The sequence below is a fragment of the Apibacter mensalis genome, from assembly GCF_001418685.1.
Taxonomy (GTDB): Bacteria; Bacteroidota; Bacteroidia; order Flavobacteriales; family Weeksellaceae; genus Apibacter; species Apibacter mensalis.
The window spans coordinates 58,736-76,853 of sequence record NZ_LIVM01000007.1 but is presented as its reverse complement, the minus strand read 5'-3'; the positions used below and the strand labels follow the sequence as shown (position 1 = coordinate 76,853).

Below are 18,118 nucleotides of genomic sequence, written 5' to 3'. Positions count from 1 at the left end.
GTACCTTTGAGTTTTTTATATATCTATGATTTATAAAGTTTCTGTAATTGTACCTGTATATAATGTAGAACCATATCTTCGTAAATGTTTAGATTCTATTATCAATCAAACATTTAAAGAAATTGAAATTATTATTATTAACGATGGGTCCACAGATAATTCTCAATTAATTATAGATGAATATGCATTAAAATATGATAATATAAGATCTGTTATTCAAAGTAATAAAGGATTAAGTGAAGCGAGAAATACCGGAATTAAACATGCCTCCGGAAAGTTTCTAGCTTTTGTTGATAGCGATGATTGGATTGAAAGAGAAATGATACAGGAAATGTATCATCTTGCCATAAAACACTCAGCAGAGATAGTAGTTTGTAGTCTTCAAAATATAGATAATCAGGATAAAATACTAAAAAAACTACCTGAATTACATCATCTGCCGGAAAAAATAATTCTTTCCCAAGATTTTAGCATTTTTGGTGAAATGTCTTGTTTTGCATGTAATAAGATTTTTAAAAGAGAGCTATTTAATAATATCTCTTTTCCTAAAAATATGCATTTTGAGGATGTAGCAACTATTCCTCGATTATTTTTTAAAGCTAAAACTGTTGCGAAAACTAATAAATTTTTCTATCAATACCTCATTAGGGAGGGATCGATTACAAGAAATTATACCATTAAAGGAATACATATGTTTGACGCAATAGAAATGGTAAAACAAGACTTTCTTATAAGCACTTATAAAAAAAATATTAAGGATTGGAATAAATTTACCATCTTTCAAGGATTTTATTGTTTTCTGGCCTACTATGCCTATGTAAAAGATTCTACCAGTAGAAAACAAATGTTCTCTAAACTTAAAGAAATAGTAAAAAGTGAAGATATTTCCAAACAGCAAATCTTTAATTATAATAGATTCGGAAAAAATTATCTAAGTACACTAAGTCTGAAAAAAATAATATTCTATGTATTACAACTAATTAAATTATAAATAAATGCTTCATCCTGTATATTATATTATTTTATTTGTAATAACCTTTTACTCTTACATAGAAATATTCAACAACGGTACTAAGGCTCGAGTTAAAGTTCCTTACCTAGTTATATCTTCGATTTTGATATTTCTTTGTGGAATACGTATTGCTCAAGGTGCAGATTACTGGCCCTATTATAAATTATATATGGGTATTAATAAATATGTAAAATGGGATAATGTTTTCAATGCAGATATTGAAGTAAGTTATGTAATAATTTCCAAAATTTTAGGGTATTTTAAAATGCCTTTTTTTGTTTTATTATTCATTTTTGGGCTTATTTCAATTTCCTTAAAAACTTATTCTTACTTTAAATATTCGCCCTATCCCATGCTGTCGCTCATGTATTTTTTTATGCCCAATTATTTTTTTAGTGATTCCGGGCATATTAGGCAAGCAGCGTCAATTGCACTTTGTTTATATTCTTATCAATATATTGAACAAAGAAAATTACTAAAATTCTTAATCTGTGTTTTTATTGGTTATTATTTTCACAAAACTGCATTAATATTTATCCCCGCATATTGGATTTCCAAGTTGAATTTATCAACATTTTCATGTTTTTTAATTATTATTTTTGCCATCATCATTTCTCCTTTTAAGCCTTATTTAATATTTGAAAATATATTTTCAAATATTTCTTCTGATCTTATATCAGAAGCTACTGGTGGTTTTTATTCTTATAGAAGTTTGGAAGGCTTTGGATGGGGATTGAATGATATTGTAAAACTAATTTTTATAACTATTCTTTTAATAAACGATAAATATATATGCAATACAACTGATGATAAGAATTATAAAATGATTAGGAATTTAATAGTCACTTATTATTTCTTGTATTATTCTTTAAGAGAAAATTCAATATTTTCGATTAGGCTTCCTGCTGTATATGGTGACTTTTGGACTATTCTTATAGCTATGATTATAAAATATTCAAATAAAAGTTATAGAATTATAATATATTATTTTTTTATCATATATATTTATTTAATGAGTTGGAGAATTTGGCCAAATTCTGTTGCTTTAGGTTTCGATAAAATGTCCAATATTTTTAACTCACCTATAGATATTCATTATTTCATTCCTACTCATTTTATTAATGAAAATTAACCTATTCTCCTTTTCAGTATTTTTAATTATTTAAATAATAAAATGTAAAAATTTATAAGTCAATAACAAAATGAATTACATTCCGTCCATTTCAATTATTACGGCTAACTACAATTCTGCCAGTTTTATCGTTGGTACAATTGAATCTGTATTAAAACAAACTTTTACTGATTGGGAATGGTTAATTATAGATGATTGTAGTACTGATAATTCAATAGAAATAATAAAAAAATATGATGACAAAAGAATAAAACTTATTACACTAAAGGAAAATTTTGGTGCGGCAATTACCCGTAATTATGGTTTAAAAAATGCTGTAGGAAGATACATAGCTTTTATTGATAGTGACGATATATGGCTACCCAATGCCTTAGAAGAAAGAATTAATTTTCTAATAAATAATAATGAGGAAGCTGTATATACCTCTTATAAAAGAGTTGATGAAAATCTAGAACCATGTCTTAATGATTTTATTGCAGAAGATCATATTACATACAGTCGATTGCTAAAAAATTGTCCTGTATTTATTTCAACCTTAATTTATGATTCAAAACGAATCGGAAAAATATATTTTCCGGATGTGTATAGAAGGGAAGACTATGCTATGATCATTAACTTATCAAAAAATATAGGAAAAATCCGAGCACTTACATCACCTTTGGTTATTTACCGAATAAGACATAATTCTTATTCGAGAAACAAGTGGTTAATGTTTAAACTTCAATTTTTGGTTTATTATAATTTTTTAAATTTATCTTTATATAAATCTTTGTATTATACAACTCTATGGGCTCTTAATGGATTAAAAAAATATGAAAAAATTTAAGTTATATTTTTAATATTTCTCATTTAGAAAAATAAGCTAGTAATTAGCTCTATTTTTGTTTAATCCTTCATCAACTAAACTTAATTCTGCAACTTATGATTAATTAAACTTATTATTTTAGCGATAATATAATTTTATGTATTAATTTAATAATTTACTGGCGGTTGGTTAATGATTACCTATCACATATCTTTTACAATTTTATTTTGCATGAGCATAAAAAAACTCCCTAAAAATTAATTTAAGGAGTTTTTTATTTTACATTAATTAAAAAGTTTAATTTTTAATTATTTTTTTAATAAATGTTTTCTGCCCCGACTGCACTTTAACAATATATATTCCTGCAGGCTGTCCTTGAATATTTACTTCAACTTCTTTATTCTTAATATTTTTAGAAAATATTACCGTTCCGTTAATATTCATAATCTGAATAGTTCCTTCTGATATATTTTGTAATTTGATAGAGAACAAACCAGCATTTGGATTCGGGTAAATTTGAATTTCAAATTCAGATAAATTCCCCTTACTTTCATTTTCATTATTTACAAACATTGCCTTTTTCAATTTAGGTTGGCTATTTTTGCCTACAGTACCGTCGTATCTTGGAACATCCCGAGCACAGCGCACATTCATTGCGGCAAAAGCATTTACAGGCTCAACTGTTGAAAATTGAAACCAATTTACATTTTTTCTTCCATATTCTCCCCAAGCACTAAGTACAAATTTCTTATTATCTTCTACAAACATAGTTGAAGACCATAATCCAAAAGATTGATCCACTTTAAATATACCCGGAAGCGATGATCTATATTGACCCCGTATTCCGGTAGTTAAATATCCTCCTATTTTATAATCCGGACCATCAAATATTATGCCCCATTTCCCATCATGATTAATAGGTGTTCCTTCATATCCATGAATTAAACCAGCTAATCCTTGGTCTAATCCTTCCCCATTATTATAATGGCCATTATACCATGGAGAAAAACCTTTTTTATTATTTACTATTCCCTTCATATGCCCTATGAAACTGAAATCCGGTACTCTCCATCCGTCCGGACATGGATCAAATGGAGATTTTTCATCTCCATGGCCCCAACGATCAGCCGCTACTCCATTTTTATCGGATATCCAATCTATAGATTCACCATTATCATTATATAAATAGTCGATAGGATTATTTACCGAATACTTTAATATTTTGCTTATTCTTTGATGGTGACTATCATTCGATTTCAAATTAGCATTACGACTATATTCCGAATATTTTTGAATATTATTTTTATTATAAGTAGACTCGGTTAATGTTTGAAAATATTTTAATTTTCCATTAATGGTTGATCCTAAATAAATTTTTAATTGATCCGAACCAAAAGTTGGTATCGGATCTTTTCTCCCCCATTGGTAATGCATTCCACCCGATAGTTTAGCTTTAGCTATCAAATTATTATCATTAGGAAACTGCTTTAATTCAATAGGATAAGATTCCACGGCTCCTAAATTTCTATCCATGAATTCTGTTGTTAACGGAGGTAGCCCCGTTGTAGTGGGATTTACTATTTGAGAGGAAATTCCCGGCACTACTTTATCGGTTACATAAGTATAGGTATTTTGTTCCGGATCCCCTTTTGGTACCCAAATTTGCCAACTCCAAATTACAGGGTCTAAGGAATTACCATTAGTTCCCATATGTAGCGAAACTACAGCATTCCCAACTTGTCCCGGATTTATTTTTATCTTAATTATAGCATTTTCTCCGGTTCCTACTAAACTTACATCATTTACTAACTGCATATTTGTTGTCCAATATACATTAACAGATTGTTTTCCTTGTGGCCATTCATGGTCTGTCAAATACTGATTATACATAGCATAGGCCTTATTAACAGGTATTTCTTTATATTCTTCACCCTCTTTAACAATATAAGTATTCGGATTATTTAATCCTGTAAAATAATCTATATAATCAGCATCAATATATTCAGTTGTAAAATCATCTATTCTAAATAAGTTAGGATCCTGCATACAACGTACCGCTCCGGCTTCGGTAGATTCTGCATGAGAAGTAAAATTAGTCCTAGTTCTTACATTAGCTTCTCCGTCCAATAATTCAACTGGATCAGCGGTAACAATCAGGCTTCTAATAAGTCCGTTTTCTCCCATAGTTGCACTCAATAAATATCCTTGATTACTCTGATCTTGAAACAAAGCTCTGGTATCGGAATATTTATTGAATTTACCGGTAAGAGGAATTTTACCTATCCTTCTACGGGATTCATGAGTAAAATCCATTCCAAATCCGGGATAAATCTTTATTCCTTCATATAAGCTATTGCCATTTTTGGTGAAGACATCTGTTGGCAGTTGATGATTCCCGGTTATTCCTGGTAAATCTATTCTTTGGCGCCCCCAAGGAGATGTATCTGAAACATCACCTGATTGAGCCGTAAATGACGGAACTCGCCATCCGTGTGGACAAGGATCAAATGGAGATTTCAATTGATAGGTAAAAGAGTTCTTAAATTTTCCTGATGTGTTATCACCCCATAAATTAAAACTCTCTTTTGATTTTTCATTATATTTTCTCACATTAGTAAACCATTGTGTATAATTGGTACCATTTTCGTTATAGTCACGATTAATATAGGTTAGTGGGTTATGGACAGAATATTGAATATTAAATTTCATATCTTCCGGATAAGTATAATTACTTAAATTTTCTCTAAAAACTACAAACTTTCTATTCTTTATATCAAAATCTTTATACTTTACAGGATCGGGAGATACACTTCCTATTACATCGTATTTGTTTCCGTCTTTAAGGGTGAGCGGAGGAAAAGGATCTTTTCGCCCCCATTGATACATTAAGCCTCCTGTTTTTGTCCACCCATGTCCAACTAAATTAGTACTCAATGCTCCTAAATTACGATCCATAAATTTAACTTCAAAGGGCTTTCCCTCAATATTTTTTTCTTCAAACTCACCAAACCTACCGTTACTTAAGGGAATCTTATGACCAAATTTAGCCCCATTAGAAGGGTCATCCGTAACCCATACATGCCAACTCCAATATATCGGATCTTTATAATTTCCGTTGGATCCAACATGCAGTGCAATTACAGCATTTCCTTTTCCCCGCGCTTTATCTATCATTACCTCAATATTAGCATCTTCTCCTTTTCCGTTAATTTGCGTGGAACGAATTAAACCGGGCACATCTTCCCAATATATAGATGCAGATAATTTTCCGGAAGGAATAGGTTTTTTAAAGTATTCATTATTTTCCCATACTGCAAAAGCTTTCTTTACAGGTATGAATATTCCTCCCAAATTCTCTTTCTTTGCTTTGTCTATATCGAAAATATAACTATTGGGTGCTAACGTATAATCTTTTTCATTAGATGGCGATATATAAACTTTTGAGGCTACATTTAGTGATTGTCGAACATTACCGTTATTTGTATAAACTTTGACTTTAATGCAATAAGTTCCCGATGTAAGATCCAGCTCCACTAAAGGGTTCCTGGAATTGAACCAACCTTTAGCACCATCTTTCATCCAGGTTGTCTGAGAAATTTGTGTTTCTGTTTCTGTACCATCATTATTTTTTTGAACTAAATAGGTCCATTGTCTTACAAATGCCAAAGCTCTAACTTCAAGTTTTGCTTTAGAACCTTTAGGAACTACAAAAGTTTTACTTTTATAAATAAAGTAGCCTTCCGTAGGATCTCCCGGCTCTCCGGTAATCCAACGATCATTATACGTATTATCACTTAAAGCGGGTAAATACCAACCGGAATAAGTATGCCTGGTTATAGTTTTATGTTCTGATCCGTCCGGCCGTGTATAGGTCCAATCCGGATCTACAATTTCTATAGGCATAACTGTACCATTGTCATAGCGCCCCGTACTTAGATCAATTACCTTGACCTGGGCTTTAATTAATGAAAATAAAAAAATAAAAAGCCAATAAATTTTTCTCATATTATTATGTTATTTATAATTTACAAAGCAAATATAAATGAATATTTTAAATATATTTATTTTGTATATATATTTTTTTAACAAATATAAAGTAATTTAAAACATATAATTATTTAATTTTTATACTAATTATATAAATTTTAATAATTTATATTTTTAATTCACTTTGTATTATTATATATTTATATCACATAAAATTTAGTTTTGATTAAATTTATATTTAACTATATTTATAGTTTTTATTTACATGCTGGCACCCTATATTTATATCACATAAATTTTAATCTTCTAATTTTAATAACAGTTATATTTATTTGTATTGTTATTTAGTAAAATAAAAATCAATTAAAATTCTAATAAAAAACATTCCAAATATTAATTTTTTAAATCTATCTTTGTTAAATTCATAATAATTGCATAATAACATTAGTTATTAAATAAGCTTAAATAAATATGGAAGAATTTGATATAAGAAATATTAAAGATTTTTTAGGCATTAATAGTTTCTATCTAAAATGTATATTGGGCTTTATAGGTTCTTTCTTATTAACTTATTTGACCATTCCAAAAATCATTAGAGTTTCTTATAAAAAAAATTTAATGGCCAGACCTAAGGAAAGAAGTTCTCATCATAGAGAAACTCCAAATTTGGGAGGAATTTCAATTTTTTATTCTGTTACCATTATGTCATCCATATGTGCTTATGAATTATTCTCTTCCTATATTTTTTTATTTTCAGCTATAATTGTCCTCTTTTTTATTGGATTAATGGATGACATATTAGTAGTGGCCCCCAACAAAAAATTTTATGCACAAATCGTTACTGCTTTAATGATTTCTGTAGGATCCAATGTAAGGATAGGACATTTCTTCGGGATTTTTGGTATAAATTTACTTCCCTATTGGTTTAGTATTTTATTTACCGTTTTAATTTTTATATTTTTAATAAATGCTTTCAATTTAATAGACGGTATTGATGGTTTAGCTTCTGGTATTGCAATATTAGTTTGTTGCGCTTTTATAATAACTTTTTGGAGATTGGGCTCAATTAATTATCCCATGATTGTACTTGCATTGACCATTATAGGAAGTTTGCTAGCATTTTTACATTATAATTTTTCTATAAGGTATAAAATTTTTATGGGCGATACCGGATCAATGATTATAGGTTTCTTACTTTCATTTATGGGAATTAAATTTCTTAACTTATTTTTATTGCAATACCCTTTTGGAATTCCTGTTTACTGGATTCAAACAGCACCAGTCATTGTTATTGCCATTTTAATTATTCCGATTATTGATACAATAGGAGTTTTTATAATACGTATTTATAAAAGACGCTCCCCTTTTAAGGCAGATAAAAACCATATGCATCATAGATATTTACGTATGGGCTTATCTCACAAACAAGTATCATTAGTTATAGTTACAGAAAATGCTATTGTTATCCTGGTTGCATATTTTTTAAGACATATTAATGTACATTTATTACTCGTTATAATTTTATTATTAGGATTTATATTTTCTTTTCTACCCTTATTTTTAACCCAGATAAAAACCAAAAAGCGTGAATAAAGACATTAAGATATATTTATCTCCTCCAACTATTGATCATTCAGAAATAGAAAATGTTGTTCGAGCCTTAAAAAGTGGATGGATTTCTCCTTATGGTTCCTATACAAAAGATTTTACAAGTAAATTATCAAATTATTTTAATAAAGATATTTTATTGACTAACAGCGGAACTTCATCAATTCACCTGGCTTTAAAATTAGCCGGAGTTAAAGAAGGAGATTATATATTATGTTCTAACTTTACCTTTGCAGCAACTGCTTTTCCAATTGTATATGAAAAAGCCATTCCCATTTTTATCGGTTCTGAAAAAGAAACATGGAACCTATCACCGGAATTTCTCCAATGTGCAATTGAAGATTTAAAAAAAAAAGGTATTATAACCAAAGTATTAATTGTGGCTCATATCTACGGAATGTCTGCACAAATGAAAAAAATTATTGATATATGCAATAATAATAACATTACCATTATTGAAGATGCTGCTGAGGCGTTAGGTTCGTTCTATCATAATAAACCCCTAGGATCCATAGGCAAATATGGTATTTTATCATTTAATGGAAATAAAATTATTACTACATCTCAAGGAGGAGCACTCATATTACCTAATAAAGAAAAATATAACTATGCTGAAAAGTTAGCTTTTCAAGCGAAAGAAAAAGTGGATTATTATAAACATAACGAAATAGGATATAACTATTCGTCAAGCAATATTCTATCAGCTTTAGGAAGTGCACAATTTGACAAATTGGAAAAAAAAGTAAACAGAAGAAGAAATATTTTTAATTATTACCTTTCAAACTTAAAAAACAAATTTGCTATTGACTATCAAAAAGAATTAAGTAACAGTTTTTCCAATAGATGGTTGAGTGCTTTTATATTTCCTGCTTCCATAAATAAAAAGATTAAAAGTTTACTTGAAAAAAATAACATTGAAGCAAGATTTCTTTGGAATCCATTAAATAGACAAAAAGCTTTTAAAAATTTTTCTTTTTATGGTGATTCTTATTTTGAAAATACGCTTTTCAAAAATGGACTTTGCCTTCCTTCCGGAGATAGTTTAAATGAAGAAGATTTAAATAAGATTATTACTATAATTGATAAAAATATTTAATAAATAATGCCAAATAAAGAAGATATAATCAAAATTTATAACCAGACTATTTCTTTTGAAGAATTATTTAATAAAAAAATAGATTATTCATTAAAAGAATTTTCTTATTTTGATCATAAAATTGTTTTAGTTACCGGTGGTGGTGGTTCAATAGGAAGCATACTAGTACAAAGATTATTGGAGAATAAGTGTAAAAAAGTTATAATCATCGATCATTCAGAATATGCCATATTCAAAATCAAACTAAAATTTAAAAAAGAGATTGAAAACAATCGTTTACATTTATTTCTGGGTGATATTAGAAATAAAAAATTACTGGAAAAAATTTTTTCATTATTTCCGATTCAAATTATCTACCACGCAGCTGCTTATAAACATATAGATATTTTAGAAAATAATGTTGATGAATCTATATCTGTGAATGTAAATGCAACTATAAATTTATTAGAAATTGCAACTAATAATTGCTTTACAGAACAATTTATATTCATTTCAACTGATAAAGCTGTAAATCCCATAAATATTATGGGAATATCTAAAAGGATTTCGGAATTATATTTATTAAAAAAAATTTTGGGGGATACAAATCCTAATCATATAAAAATTAAAATAATACGTTTTGGTAATGTTTTTAACAGTAGCGGATCGGTTTTCACCATATTTAAATATCAAATTGAAAATCAATTACCAATTACTATTACCAATAGAAATATGAAACGTTTCTTTATTTCTAAGTATCAAGCTTCAAAGGGATTGATTGAAATAGCTTCTCCTGCTAATTACTCAGGCATTTTTATAATAAATATGGGAAATTCTTTTAATATTGATGCACTGTTAAACACATTTTTACAAAAATTAGATCTTAATTTCATACCCAAAATTGTATATTTAGATAGTATCCCTAAATTTGAAAAATTTGAAGAGGAATTATATTTTCATTTTGAAAAAATCGATGATTATATTTCCGATTATAAAAAAATAGATTTAAATAATTACGATATAATAAATATTGAAACAGAAACTACTAATCTTATGCAATTAATAAAAAAATAACTATTTTTGCAGTTTAAGTTATTATATGAAATTCAATCAAGTTTTTTTTATTATTTCTTTTGCTTTATTTTTAAGTTCTTGCATTGGAGTTAAAGACTTAAAGTATCTTCAGCCCAGTGAAAATCTACAATATAACCAATATGGATTAGTACCGGTAATTTATGAAAATTACAGGGTGAAAAAAGATGACATTTTAGCTATGACTCTTATTACTTCGGATAAAAATGCTTCCAGATTTTTAAGTGAAGAAAATACTACTGCATTTAAAGGAGGTGCCAATAATGGGGATGGCAGATTAAGAACAAGTGGATTAATTGTTGATGCTAATGGCTATATTTCCATATACGGATTAGGAGAATTTTATGTGTATGGATTAACTTTACATGAAATAACAGATTTAGTTCAGGCTAGACTGAATGAGGTTTTATATAACGACGGAAAGGCAGAAGTTCGAATGAATATAGGTGCAATCAAATATTATATGGTAGGAGAAATTGCTTCACCGGGTGAAAAAATGGAATTATCCAATAGAGTTGATTTGTTGCAAGCCATAGCAAAATCCGGTGATTTAACAAGATACGCAGACAGAAGACATATTAGAATAATTAGAGAGTACCCAGAAGGGAAAAAAAATATTGTACTTGATATAACTCGTGATGATATTTTAAATTCCCCTTATTTTTATTTACAATCTGGAGATCAAATAATTATTGACCCACTAAAAGAGAAAATATCTGGTTTAGGAGGAGGTACCACTATTGGAGATGTTACACAATTCCTATCTGTAGGTATTCAAGCAATCACAACGTATTTATTTTTCAAAACATTATAATAATTCCAGTATCGAAACATGAATACTACTGATCAGCAAAATACTCATCATAATAAATCACAAAAAAATAAAAATTCCGATTTTTTGGAAAATAATTTTTTTAGTTTTGAAAGATTTATTCGAAGGCTTATAAAAAATTGGTATTGGTTTTTAATCGCTTTTATATTTGGATGGACTGTAGCTTTCCTCGTAAATCGTTTTTCAGATCGATTTTACCAATCGTCTACCACGGTTAGTATATCTTCCGGTACGTCAAGCGTCTTGGCTCCCAATCAGTCTATAAATTTTATTTGGGGCGGAAATTCTGGAGCTACACAAGGAATATACTATAAAAAATTATTAACTTCAAGAACACATAATGAAAATCTTGTTAAGTCTCTAGATTTATTTATAAATTATTATTTAAAAGGAAATATTAAAACTACAGAAATAGATTATGTGGATATTCCTTTTAAAGTTGTAGTAGATACAAAATATCCCCAAGCTTTATATTCAGACGTTAAAGTCGATATACTTCCTAATAACAAATTTAAACTTACGTTTCCTGATTATTTAAATGAAACTTGTTTCCTTTTCACCAATGAAAATTATTATTTTCGTAAAGACAAGTATGTTAAAGAACTTATTGTTCCTTTAAATACTTGGATAAAAACAAACAATTTAAAATTTAAATTTGTAAAAAATAAAGAATATGGTGGTAGATTTGGGGATCATATCACTGACCTAAGTTTTTATTTTTATTTATCAACTATAAATTATTCCGTATCCAAGATAAAATCTTTAGTTTCCATTGATTTTGATCAAGACCTTCCTTCTATTATGATTATTACTAAAAAAGGATTAAGTTTAAATGGAACGATTAATTTCTTAAATAAGTCTGTTGAAGAATTAATTAAAAAAAGACTGGAAGATAAAAATAAAGTCAATTTAAACACCATTGATTTTATTAAAAACCAACTTAAAATAACTAAAAAGAAATTAGATAGTTCAACAGTTGTATTTCAGAAGGTTCAGAAAGACAATAAGATTTTTTCAAAATCAGATGTAAGTATCAGTGTTATTTTATCTAAAATACAAACATTAGATCTTAAAAGAGAAGAGTTAAAATCAAAAATAGAAATCTTAAATAATTTTAAAAAAACATCATTCGACAAAAATACCTATTTGAATGGAGATATTTTAGGTACATCGGATAATAATATAGATGGTTTGTTGCAAAATGTTCAAACATTAGAGCAAGAAAAAAGAGATTTATTATTAATATACAGAGATAATTCCGAACCCATTAATGAAATAAATTATAAAATTAATAATGCTAAGAATAAAGTTATATCTCTTCTAAATAATTCGTCTAAAGATCTTTCTGCTAGTTTAAAAAATATCAATAATCAAATAAGTAATTTAGAATTAGATATTGAATCTCTTCCGGAAAAAGAACGATTATTTGTAAATGCCCAAAGGGGTTATTTATTAAATGATGGAATTTACAACACTCTTTTAGACAAATTATCTGAGGCAGAAATGAGAAAAGCTACTACAATTTCTGATATTACTGTATTAGATAAAGCAAAAAATACCGGACAAGCTCCCATTACACCTAACACCCAGAAAAATAAATATAAATATATTGGGATTTCATTAGTTATTCCTTTTATTTTATTATTTTTAATCGAACTGTTGGATAATAAAATCAAATTAATTTCTGATTTAAAATCAACTACTAAAATCCCAATTATTGGCACCATAGGACCAAAAAACACTGAAAATAATTTAGCTGTATTAGTTAGACCAAAATCAAGCATATCTGAAAGTTTTAGAGCTATTAGATCCAACTTGAGATTTCTATATAACGAAAAGGAGGTTAAAGGAGGTAAAGTTTTCTTAATAACTTCTTCTATTGGGAGTGAAGGTAAAACGTTTATAGCAATAAATTTAGCTTCAGTCTTAGCATTAAGTGGTAAAAAGACGGTTTTGGTTGGAATGGATTTGAGAAAACCTAGAATCTTTGATGATTTTAAAATCAGTAATAAAGTCGGATTGTCTGGATATTTATCCGGATCAAATTCTCTAGATGAAATTATTAAGAAAACTGAATACGAAAATTTAGATCTTATTCCGGCCGGACCTATACCACCTAATCCGGGGGAACTATTGATTAGTTTAGAAAATGAAGAGTTAATCAAAAAATTAAGAGGAATGTATGATTATATTATCATCGATTCTCCACCTGTAGGTTTAGTAATTGATGCGTATGATCTTATGGGTCTTTCTGATGCCAGAATATATGTTACCAGATGCAATTATACTTATAAGCAGCTTTTAAAAGGAATTAATGAGAAATATAATAATGATGAAGTAAATCATATTGGAATTATTTTCAATGATTACGTAAACCCTGGAGGCTATGGATACGGTTATGGTTACGGATATGGATATGGATATGGTTACGGATATGGATATTTTGAAGAAGATGAAAACTATGACAATTCATTATTATCTAGAATAAAACGTTTATTTAAGAAAGGATAATTGAAAAGGTTGGAACATATTCCAACCTTTATTATAAAATAAATATTCTCAAAAAATTTTGTTTAAAATTTAGCTAAATGTAAGTGAAAAAGCTTATAATTATAGGAGGCGGGGCTTCCGGTTTTTTTTTAGCTTCCAACATCCATCACAGTAAATGGAAAACTATTATATTGGAACAAGCTAAAAAACCACTACAGAAATTAAAAATCTCAGGCGGAGGAAGGTGTAATATTACTCATGCTTGTTTTTCACCTAATAAACTTGTAAAATACTATCCTAGAGGATCCAAAGAACTGGTAAGTGTATTTAATTATTTTCAACCATCAGATACGTTTGAATGGTTTTTGCAAAAAGGAGTTAATTTGAAAATTGAAAATGATAATAGAGTTTTTCCCGAATCTAACTCTTCTCAAACCATTATAGATACTTTTATTCAGCAAACTAAAAAAGAAAATATAGAAATTCATTACAATTCATCAGTAATAACTATTAAAAAATTCAAGGATAAATTTGAAGTTATTACAACTGATTCTAGCTATTATGCCGATACTTTAGTTATTGCAACAGGAAGCTCCATGAAAATGTGGAAAATCTTAAATCAATTAGGACACACTATCATACCTCCTGTCCCCAGCTTGTTTACCTTTATATGTAATGATCCATTGCTTCATAATTTACAAGGAATTTCTTTTCCTGAAGCCGAAATACATATTTCTTCAATAAAGATTAAGGAATTTGGTCCTTTACTTATCACTCATTGGGGATTAAGTGGACCTGCAATTCTAAAATTATCTTCATGGAGTGCTCGGGAACTTTATAAGATGAATTATAAATTTATTTTAAGAGTTAATTGGATTTCTGATACTTTTGATAATGCAAGAGAGGAATTAATTCGGGAAAAAGAAAAACATCCCAAAAAATCAGTATATACTTTAAAAATATATAATTTGACTCAAAGATTTTGGAATAATCTTCTAGAAAATCTTCATATTCATGATAAAAATCTAGCTGACTTAAGTAAAAAAGATATTAATAAAATAGCAGAATCACTTACTAACACACAATTACAAATTAGTGGAAAAAATATCCATAAAGATGAATTTGTAACAGCCGGAGGAGTTGATTTGAAAGAAGTTGATTTTAGGACCATGCAATCTAAATTAATACCTAATTTATTTTTTGCAGGAGAAGTATTAAATATTGATGCACTTACTGGAGGATTTAATTTTCAGGCATGTTGGAGCGAAGCATATATAATTAGTCAACTACTTAATTCAATTTAAATAAAATTTCAACATTGGATAGAGATTTTTTTTAATATTAAAAAAATGATAAATAATTAATATGAAATAAAACTTAACTCATTAAATGCCTTTAAATTAACAAATTTTCATGCGTTTATATTAGAAATGTATAAAAAATTGATAAAAAACTTACCATATAAATTACTTTTTCACGTAGATATATACGAATCAGACGTTAACAAGCTGTCTTTTTAAAAAGCTTTTTGTACTGTTAAAAAATATGGTATAATATTTAATAACAAAATTTTTAAGCCCCATACATTCCAAAATTCAAATAGTATATATACTCCTTTAAAAAAAGAAAAATAATTAATAATTAGCAAACTTACTATAATATTTATATTTATCCTTTCAAATACTAATAACATTACTAAATTATATGAAATTCATTTATTTTATTTTACCCTTGTTAGCTTTAAATTTTGCATTTTCTCAACAAATAAATTTTGAACAATTAAAAGCATTTGTTAATGACAAGAACTCACCCTTTTATTATGATCATCTTATATATGAATTCTTAAACGATACATCAGCCTTTCATAAAGAGTATCAAAAGTCGTACTACCTTTACTATGGTAAGCTATTTTCTTCATACAAGTATAAATCTTCGGAATTAAAACCTCGTCACTTAAAATTTATGAAGCAATTAGCTTCCAAAAAATATGCTAAAGCTGTTATATTGGGGGAAGAACTGCTTAAAAATGATCCGATCAATCTTACCATAATTCTGAATCTTATCATTTGTTATAGTGAGAATAATCAAAATAATGAAAATGATGAAAGACTAAAACTCTTAAAAAATCAAGCAGAAATTTTAATGAAGGCAATTGCGGATTACGGAGATGGAAAAAATATAAATACAGCTTTTAAAGTTATTTCTTTAAGCGATGAATTTTCACTTTTAAACTATTTGGGTATAAATCTTGAAATGTATTCAAGAAATTCAATAAAGTACAATTTAAATACTGTTTTAGATATTTGGACTAAAGAACAAAAGTATCAAAAAGATAAAAGAAATAAAATATTTATTGAAGTTTTTACGGATATTAGTACTAAATAATAATTAATTATCACCACTTGTTAATTATAAAATTTAGTGCAAATGAATTATATTTACAAAAAACAATAGTTATGATAGTCCACGATTTCAGTAAATCTAAATCAATAATAAATCATTTTGTAGGAGAACTAAGAGATGTTAAAATTCAGAAAGACAGAATGAGATTTAGAAAAAATTTAGAAAGAATTGGTGAAATTTTAGGGTATGAGCTAAGTAAAACATTAGAATATCATACTGTTACTATCAATACTCCTTTAGGAACTAAACCTACAGAATTAGTTATCCAACAACCGGTATTATGCACCATTTTAAGAGCGGGTTTACCTTTACATCAAGGAATGATGAATTTTTTTGATCAAGCTGAAACAACATTTGTATCTGCATTTAGGCATCATTCTAATGGTAATAAAGAATTTGAAATAGTAGTTGAATATTTGGCTACGCCTTCTTTGCAAAATAAAACTTTAATAATATCAGATCCTATGTTAGCTACAGGAGAATCTTTAGCTAATGTTTATGAAGTTTTATTAAGTCAAGGTAAACCCGGAAAAGTACATATTGTTGCAGCCATAGGCTCTAAACCGGGAATAGAATATATTAAAACTAAATTACCCGAAAATTCAGAGTTATGGATTGCATCTGTTGATGAAGAATTAGATGATAATCAATATATTATACCCGGATTAGGAGATGCCGGAGATTTAGCTTTTGGAAAAAAATTATCTAAATAATTTAAAAAAACAATTATCTTCTTAAAAAATCAGATTAGTTAAAAGAGCATAAATAAAATAAAAAAGAGTAAGGTTTCAATTAACTTACTCTTTTTTGATTGAATAATTATTAAAAAGTAACTAAAAATAAATAAAAATATCTTTTTTTATATAATTCGAAAATTTATTTCTTGAAATATTCTTCTTCATAATCACATATTCGTTGAACTTTTGGAGCAGAACTGCCACCGACAAACTCTGAATCTAACCAAGTATTCAACAAACTTTTCGCAAGTTCATGCCCAATAACTCGTTCTCCAAAACAAATAATTTGAGCATTATTACTTTTCCTTGCTCTTTCAGCAGAAAATGGATCATGGCAAACTGCTGCTCTCACACCCGGTATTTTATTAGCTGTGATAGCCATACCAATACCTGTTCCACAAGTTAAGACAGCTCTTTCAAAATCTCCTGCCGCTACTGCTTTCGCTACTTTTGCAGCAACGTCAGGATATAAAACCACTTCTCCCTTTTCAGCTCCGAAGTCTTTGACTTCATATCCCAATTTCTCTAAATGATCTTTTAAGACAATTTTTAAAGCATAGGCTGCCTCATCACAACCAATGGCTATTCTTTTCTTACTCATAATTGTATTTGTGTGTTTAGTTTAAACCTTTGTTAAGATTTCTTTAACAAATATAAACACAATTTAGCAGTTTACCAATAAAAATTTTCATTTTTGTTTATTACTTTCAGAGAAAAACACTTAAAATCATTAAGTATATCCCTTGTAAAAATTTATAATTCAGAAAGATCTCATTCATAATATGTATTTAAAATATTATTGCAAATTTCTACTGATTATCTTAAAATTTTCTTAACAAAAATTATAAATGTTAATAAAAATAAATACCTAAGAGAAGTTGTACTACAATTAATTTACTGAGTATAATTTTTAAATTACAATCAATAAAAGCTTATCAAATCAAT

13 protein-coding genes are annotated in these 18,118 nt (G+C 27.8%); 11 read left to right on the top strand and 2 right to left on the bottom strand.

Going from position 1 to position 18,118, the window contains the following annotated elements; translation table 11 throughout:
• Nucleotides 1-25: 25 nt before the first annotated feature.
• The 3 genes from ASC36_RS06315 (at nucleotide 26) to ASC36_RS06305 (ending at nucleotide 2,970) form a co-directional block, all read left to right on the top strand.
• Nucleotides 26-991, top strand: coding sequence for a glycosyltransferase family 2 protein (locus ASC36_RS06315; protein ID WP_245630751.1), 966 nt, complete (start codon nucleotides 26-28; stop codon nucleotides 989-991).
• A 4-nt stretch (nucleotides 992-995) separates the two neighbouring features.
• Nucleotides 996-2,144, top strand: coding sequence for an EpsG family protein (locus ASC36_RS06310; protein ID WP_055425650.1), 1,149 nt, complete (start codon nucleotides 996-998; stop codon nucleotides 2,142-2,144).
• A 70-nt stretch (nucleotides 2,145-2,214) separates the two neighbouring features.
• Entirely contained in the window at nucleotides 2,215-2,970 is a 756-nt protein-coding gene (locus tag ASC36_RS06305) for a glycosyltransferase family 2 protein (RefSeq protein WP_055425649.1), read from the top strand.
• A 276-nt stretch (nucleotides 2,971-3,246) separates the two neighbouring features.
• Here ASC36_RS06305 and ASC36_RS06300 read toward each other — a convergent pair whose 3' ends face one another.
• On the bottom strand, nucleotides 3,247-6,954 hold the full coding sequence (locus ASC36_RS06300) for a T9SS type A sorting domain-containing protein (protein WP_055425648.1): 3,708 nt from the start codon (nucleotides 6,952-6,954) through the stop codon (nucleotides 3,247-3,249).
• A gap of 453 nt (nucleotides 6,955-7,407) precedes the next feature.
• On the opposite strand from ASC36_RS06300, the gene ASC36_RS06295 reads away from it, so the two are divergent.
• From ASC36_RS06295 to upp, 8 genes are all read left to right on the top strand, one after another.
• Nucleotides 7,408-8,529, top strand: a complete 1,122-nt coding sequence (locus ASC36_RS06295) for a glycosyltransferase family 4 protein (protein ID WP_055425647.1) — start codon at nucleotides 7,408-7,410, stop codon at nucleotides 8,527-8,529.
• Nucleotides 8,522-9,640, top strand: a complete 1,119-nt coding sequence (locus tag ASC36_RS06290) for a DegT/DnrJ/EryC1/StrS family aminotransferase (RefSeq protein ID WP_055425646.1) — start codon at nucleotides 8,522-8,524, stop codon at nucleotides 9,638-9,640. The genes ASC36_RS06295 and ASC36_RS06290 overlap by 8 nt, the downstream gene beginning before the upstream one ends.
• Nucleotides 9,641-9,646: 6 nt before the next feature.
• Complete coding sequence (locus tag ASC36_RS06285) at nucleotides 9,647-10,693, top strand: SDR family NAD(P)-dependent oxidoreductase (RefSeq protein WP_055425645.1); 1,047 nt, start codon at nucleotides 9,647-9,649, stop codon at nucleotides 10,691-10,693.
• A 25-nt stretch (nucleotides 10,694-10,718) separates the two neighbouring features.
• Complete coding sequence (locus tag ASC36_RS06280) at nucleotides 10,719-11,525, top strand: polysaccharide biosynthesis/export family protein (RefSeq protein ID WP_055425644.1); 807 nt, start codon at nucleotides 10,719-10,721, stop codon at nucleotides 11,523-11,525.
• A gap of 18 nt (nucleotides 11,526-11,543) precedes the next feature.
• Entirely contained in the window at nucleotides 11,544-14,054 is a 2,511-nt protein-coding gene (locus tag ASC36_RS06275) for an exopolysaccharide transport family protein (RefSeq protein ID WP_055425643.1), read from the top strand.
• Between the two features lie 83 nt (nucleotides 14,055-14,137).
• The gene (locus ASC36_RS06270) at nucleotides 14,138-15,337 is read left to right on the top strand and encodes a BaiN/RdsA family NAD(P)/FAD-dependent oxidoreductase (RefSeq protein ID WP_055425642.1); all 1,200 of its coding nucleotides are present in this window, start codon (nucleotides 14,138-14,140) and stop codon (nucleotides 15,335-15,337) included.
• 400 nt (nucleotides 15,338-15,737) lie between these two features.
• The gene (locus ASC36_RS06265; protein WP_055425641.1) at nucleotides 15,738-16,418 is read left to right on the top strand and encodes a DUF4919 domain-containing protein; all 681 of its coding nucleotides are present in this window, start codon (nucleotides 15,738-15,740) and stop codon (nucleotides 16,416-16,418) included.
• A 71-nt stretch (nucleotides 16,419-16,489) separates the two neighbouring features.
• Nucleotides 16,490-17,149, top strand: coding sequence for a uracil phosphoribosyltransferase (gene upp / locus ASC36_RS06260; RefSeq protein ID WP_055425640.1), 660 nt, complete (start codon nucleotides 16,490-16,492; stop codon nucleotides 17,147-17,149).
• A 163-nt stretch (nucleotides 17,150-17,312) separates the two neighbouring features.
• Here the strand turns inward: upp and rpiB are convergent, their stop codons facing one another.
• Nucleotides 17,313-17,774, bottom strand: a complete 462-nt coding sequence (gene rpiB, locus ASC36_RS06255) for a ribose 5-phosphate isomerase B (RefSeq protein ID WP_055425639.1) — start codon at nucleotides 17,772-17,774, stop codon at nucleotides 17,313-17,315.
• Between the last annotated feature and the right edge of the window lie 344 nt (nucleotides 17,775-18,118).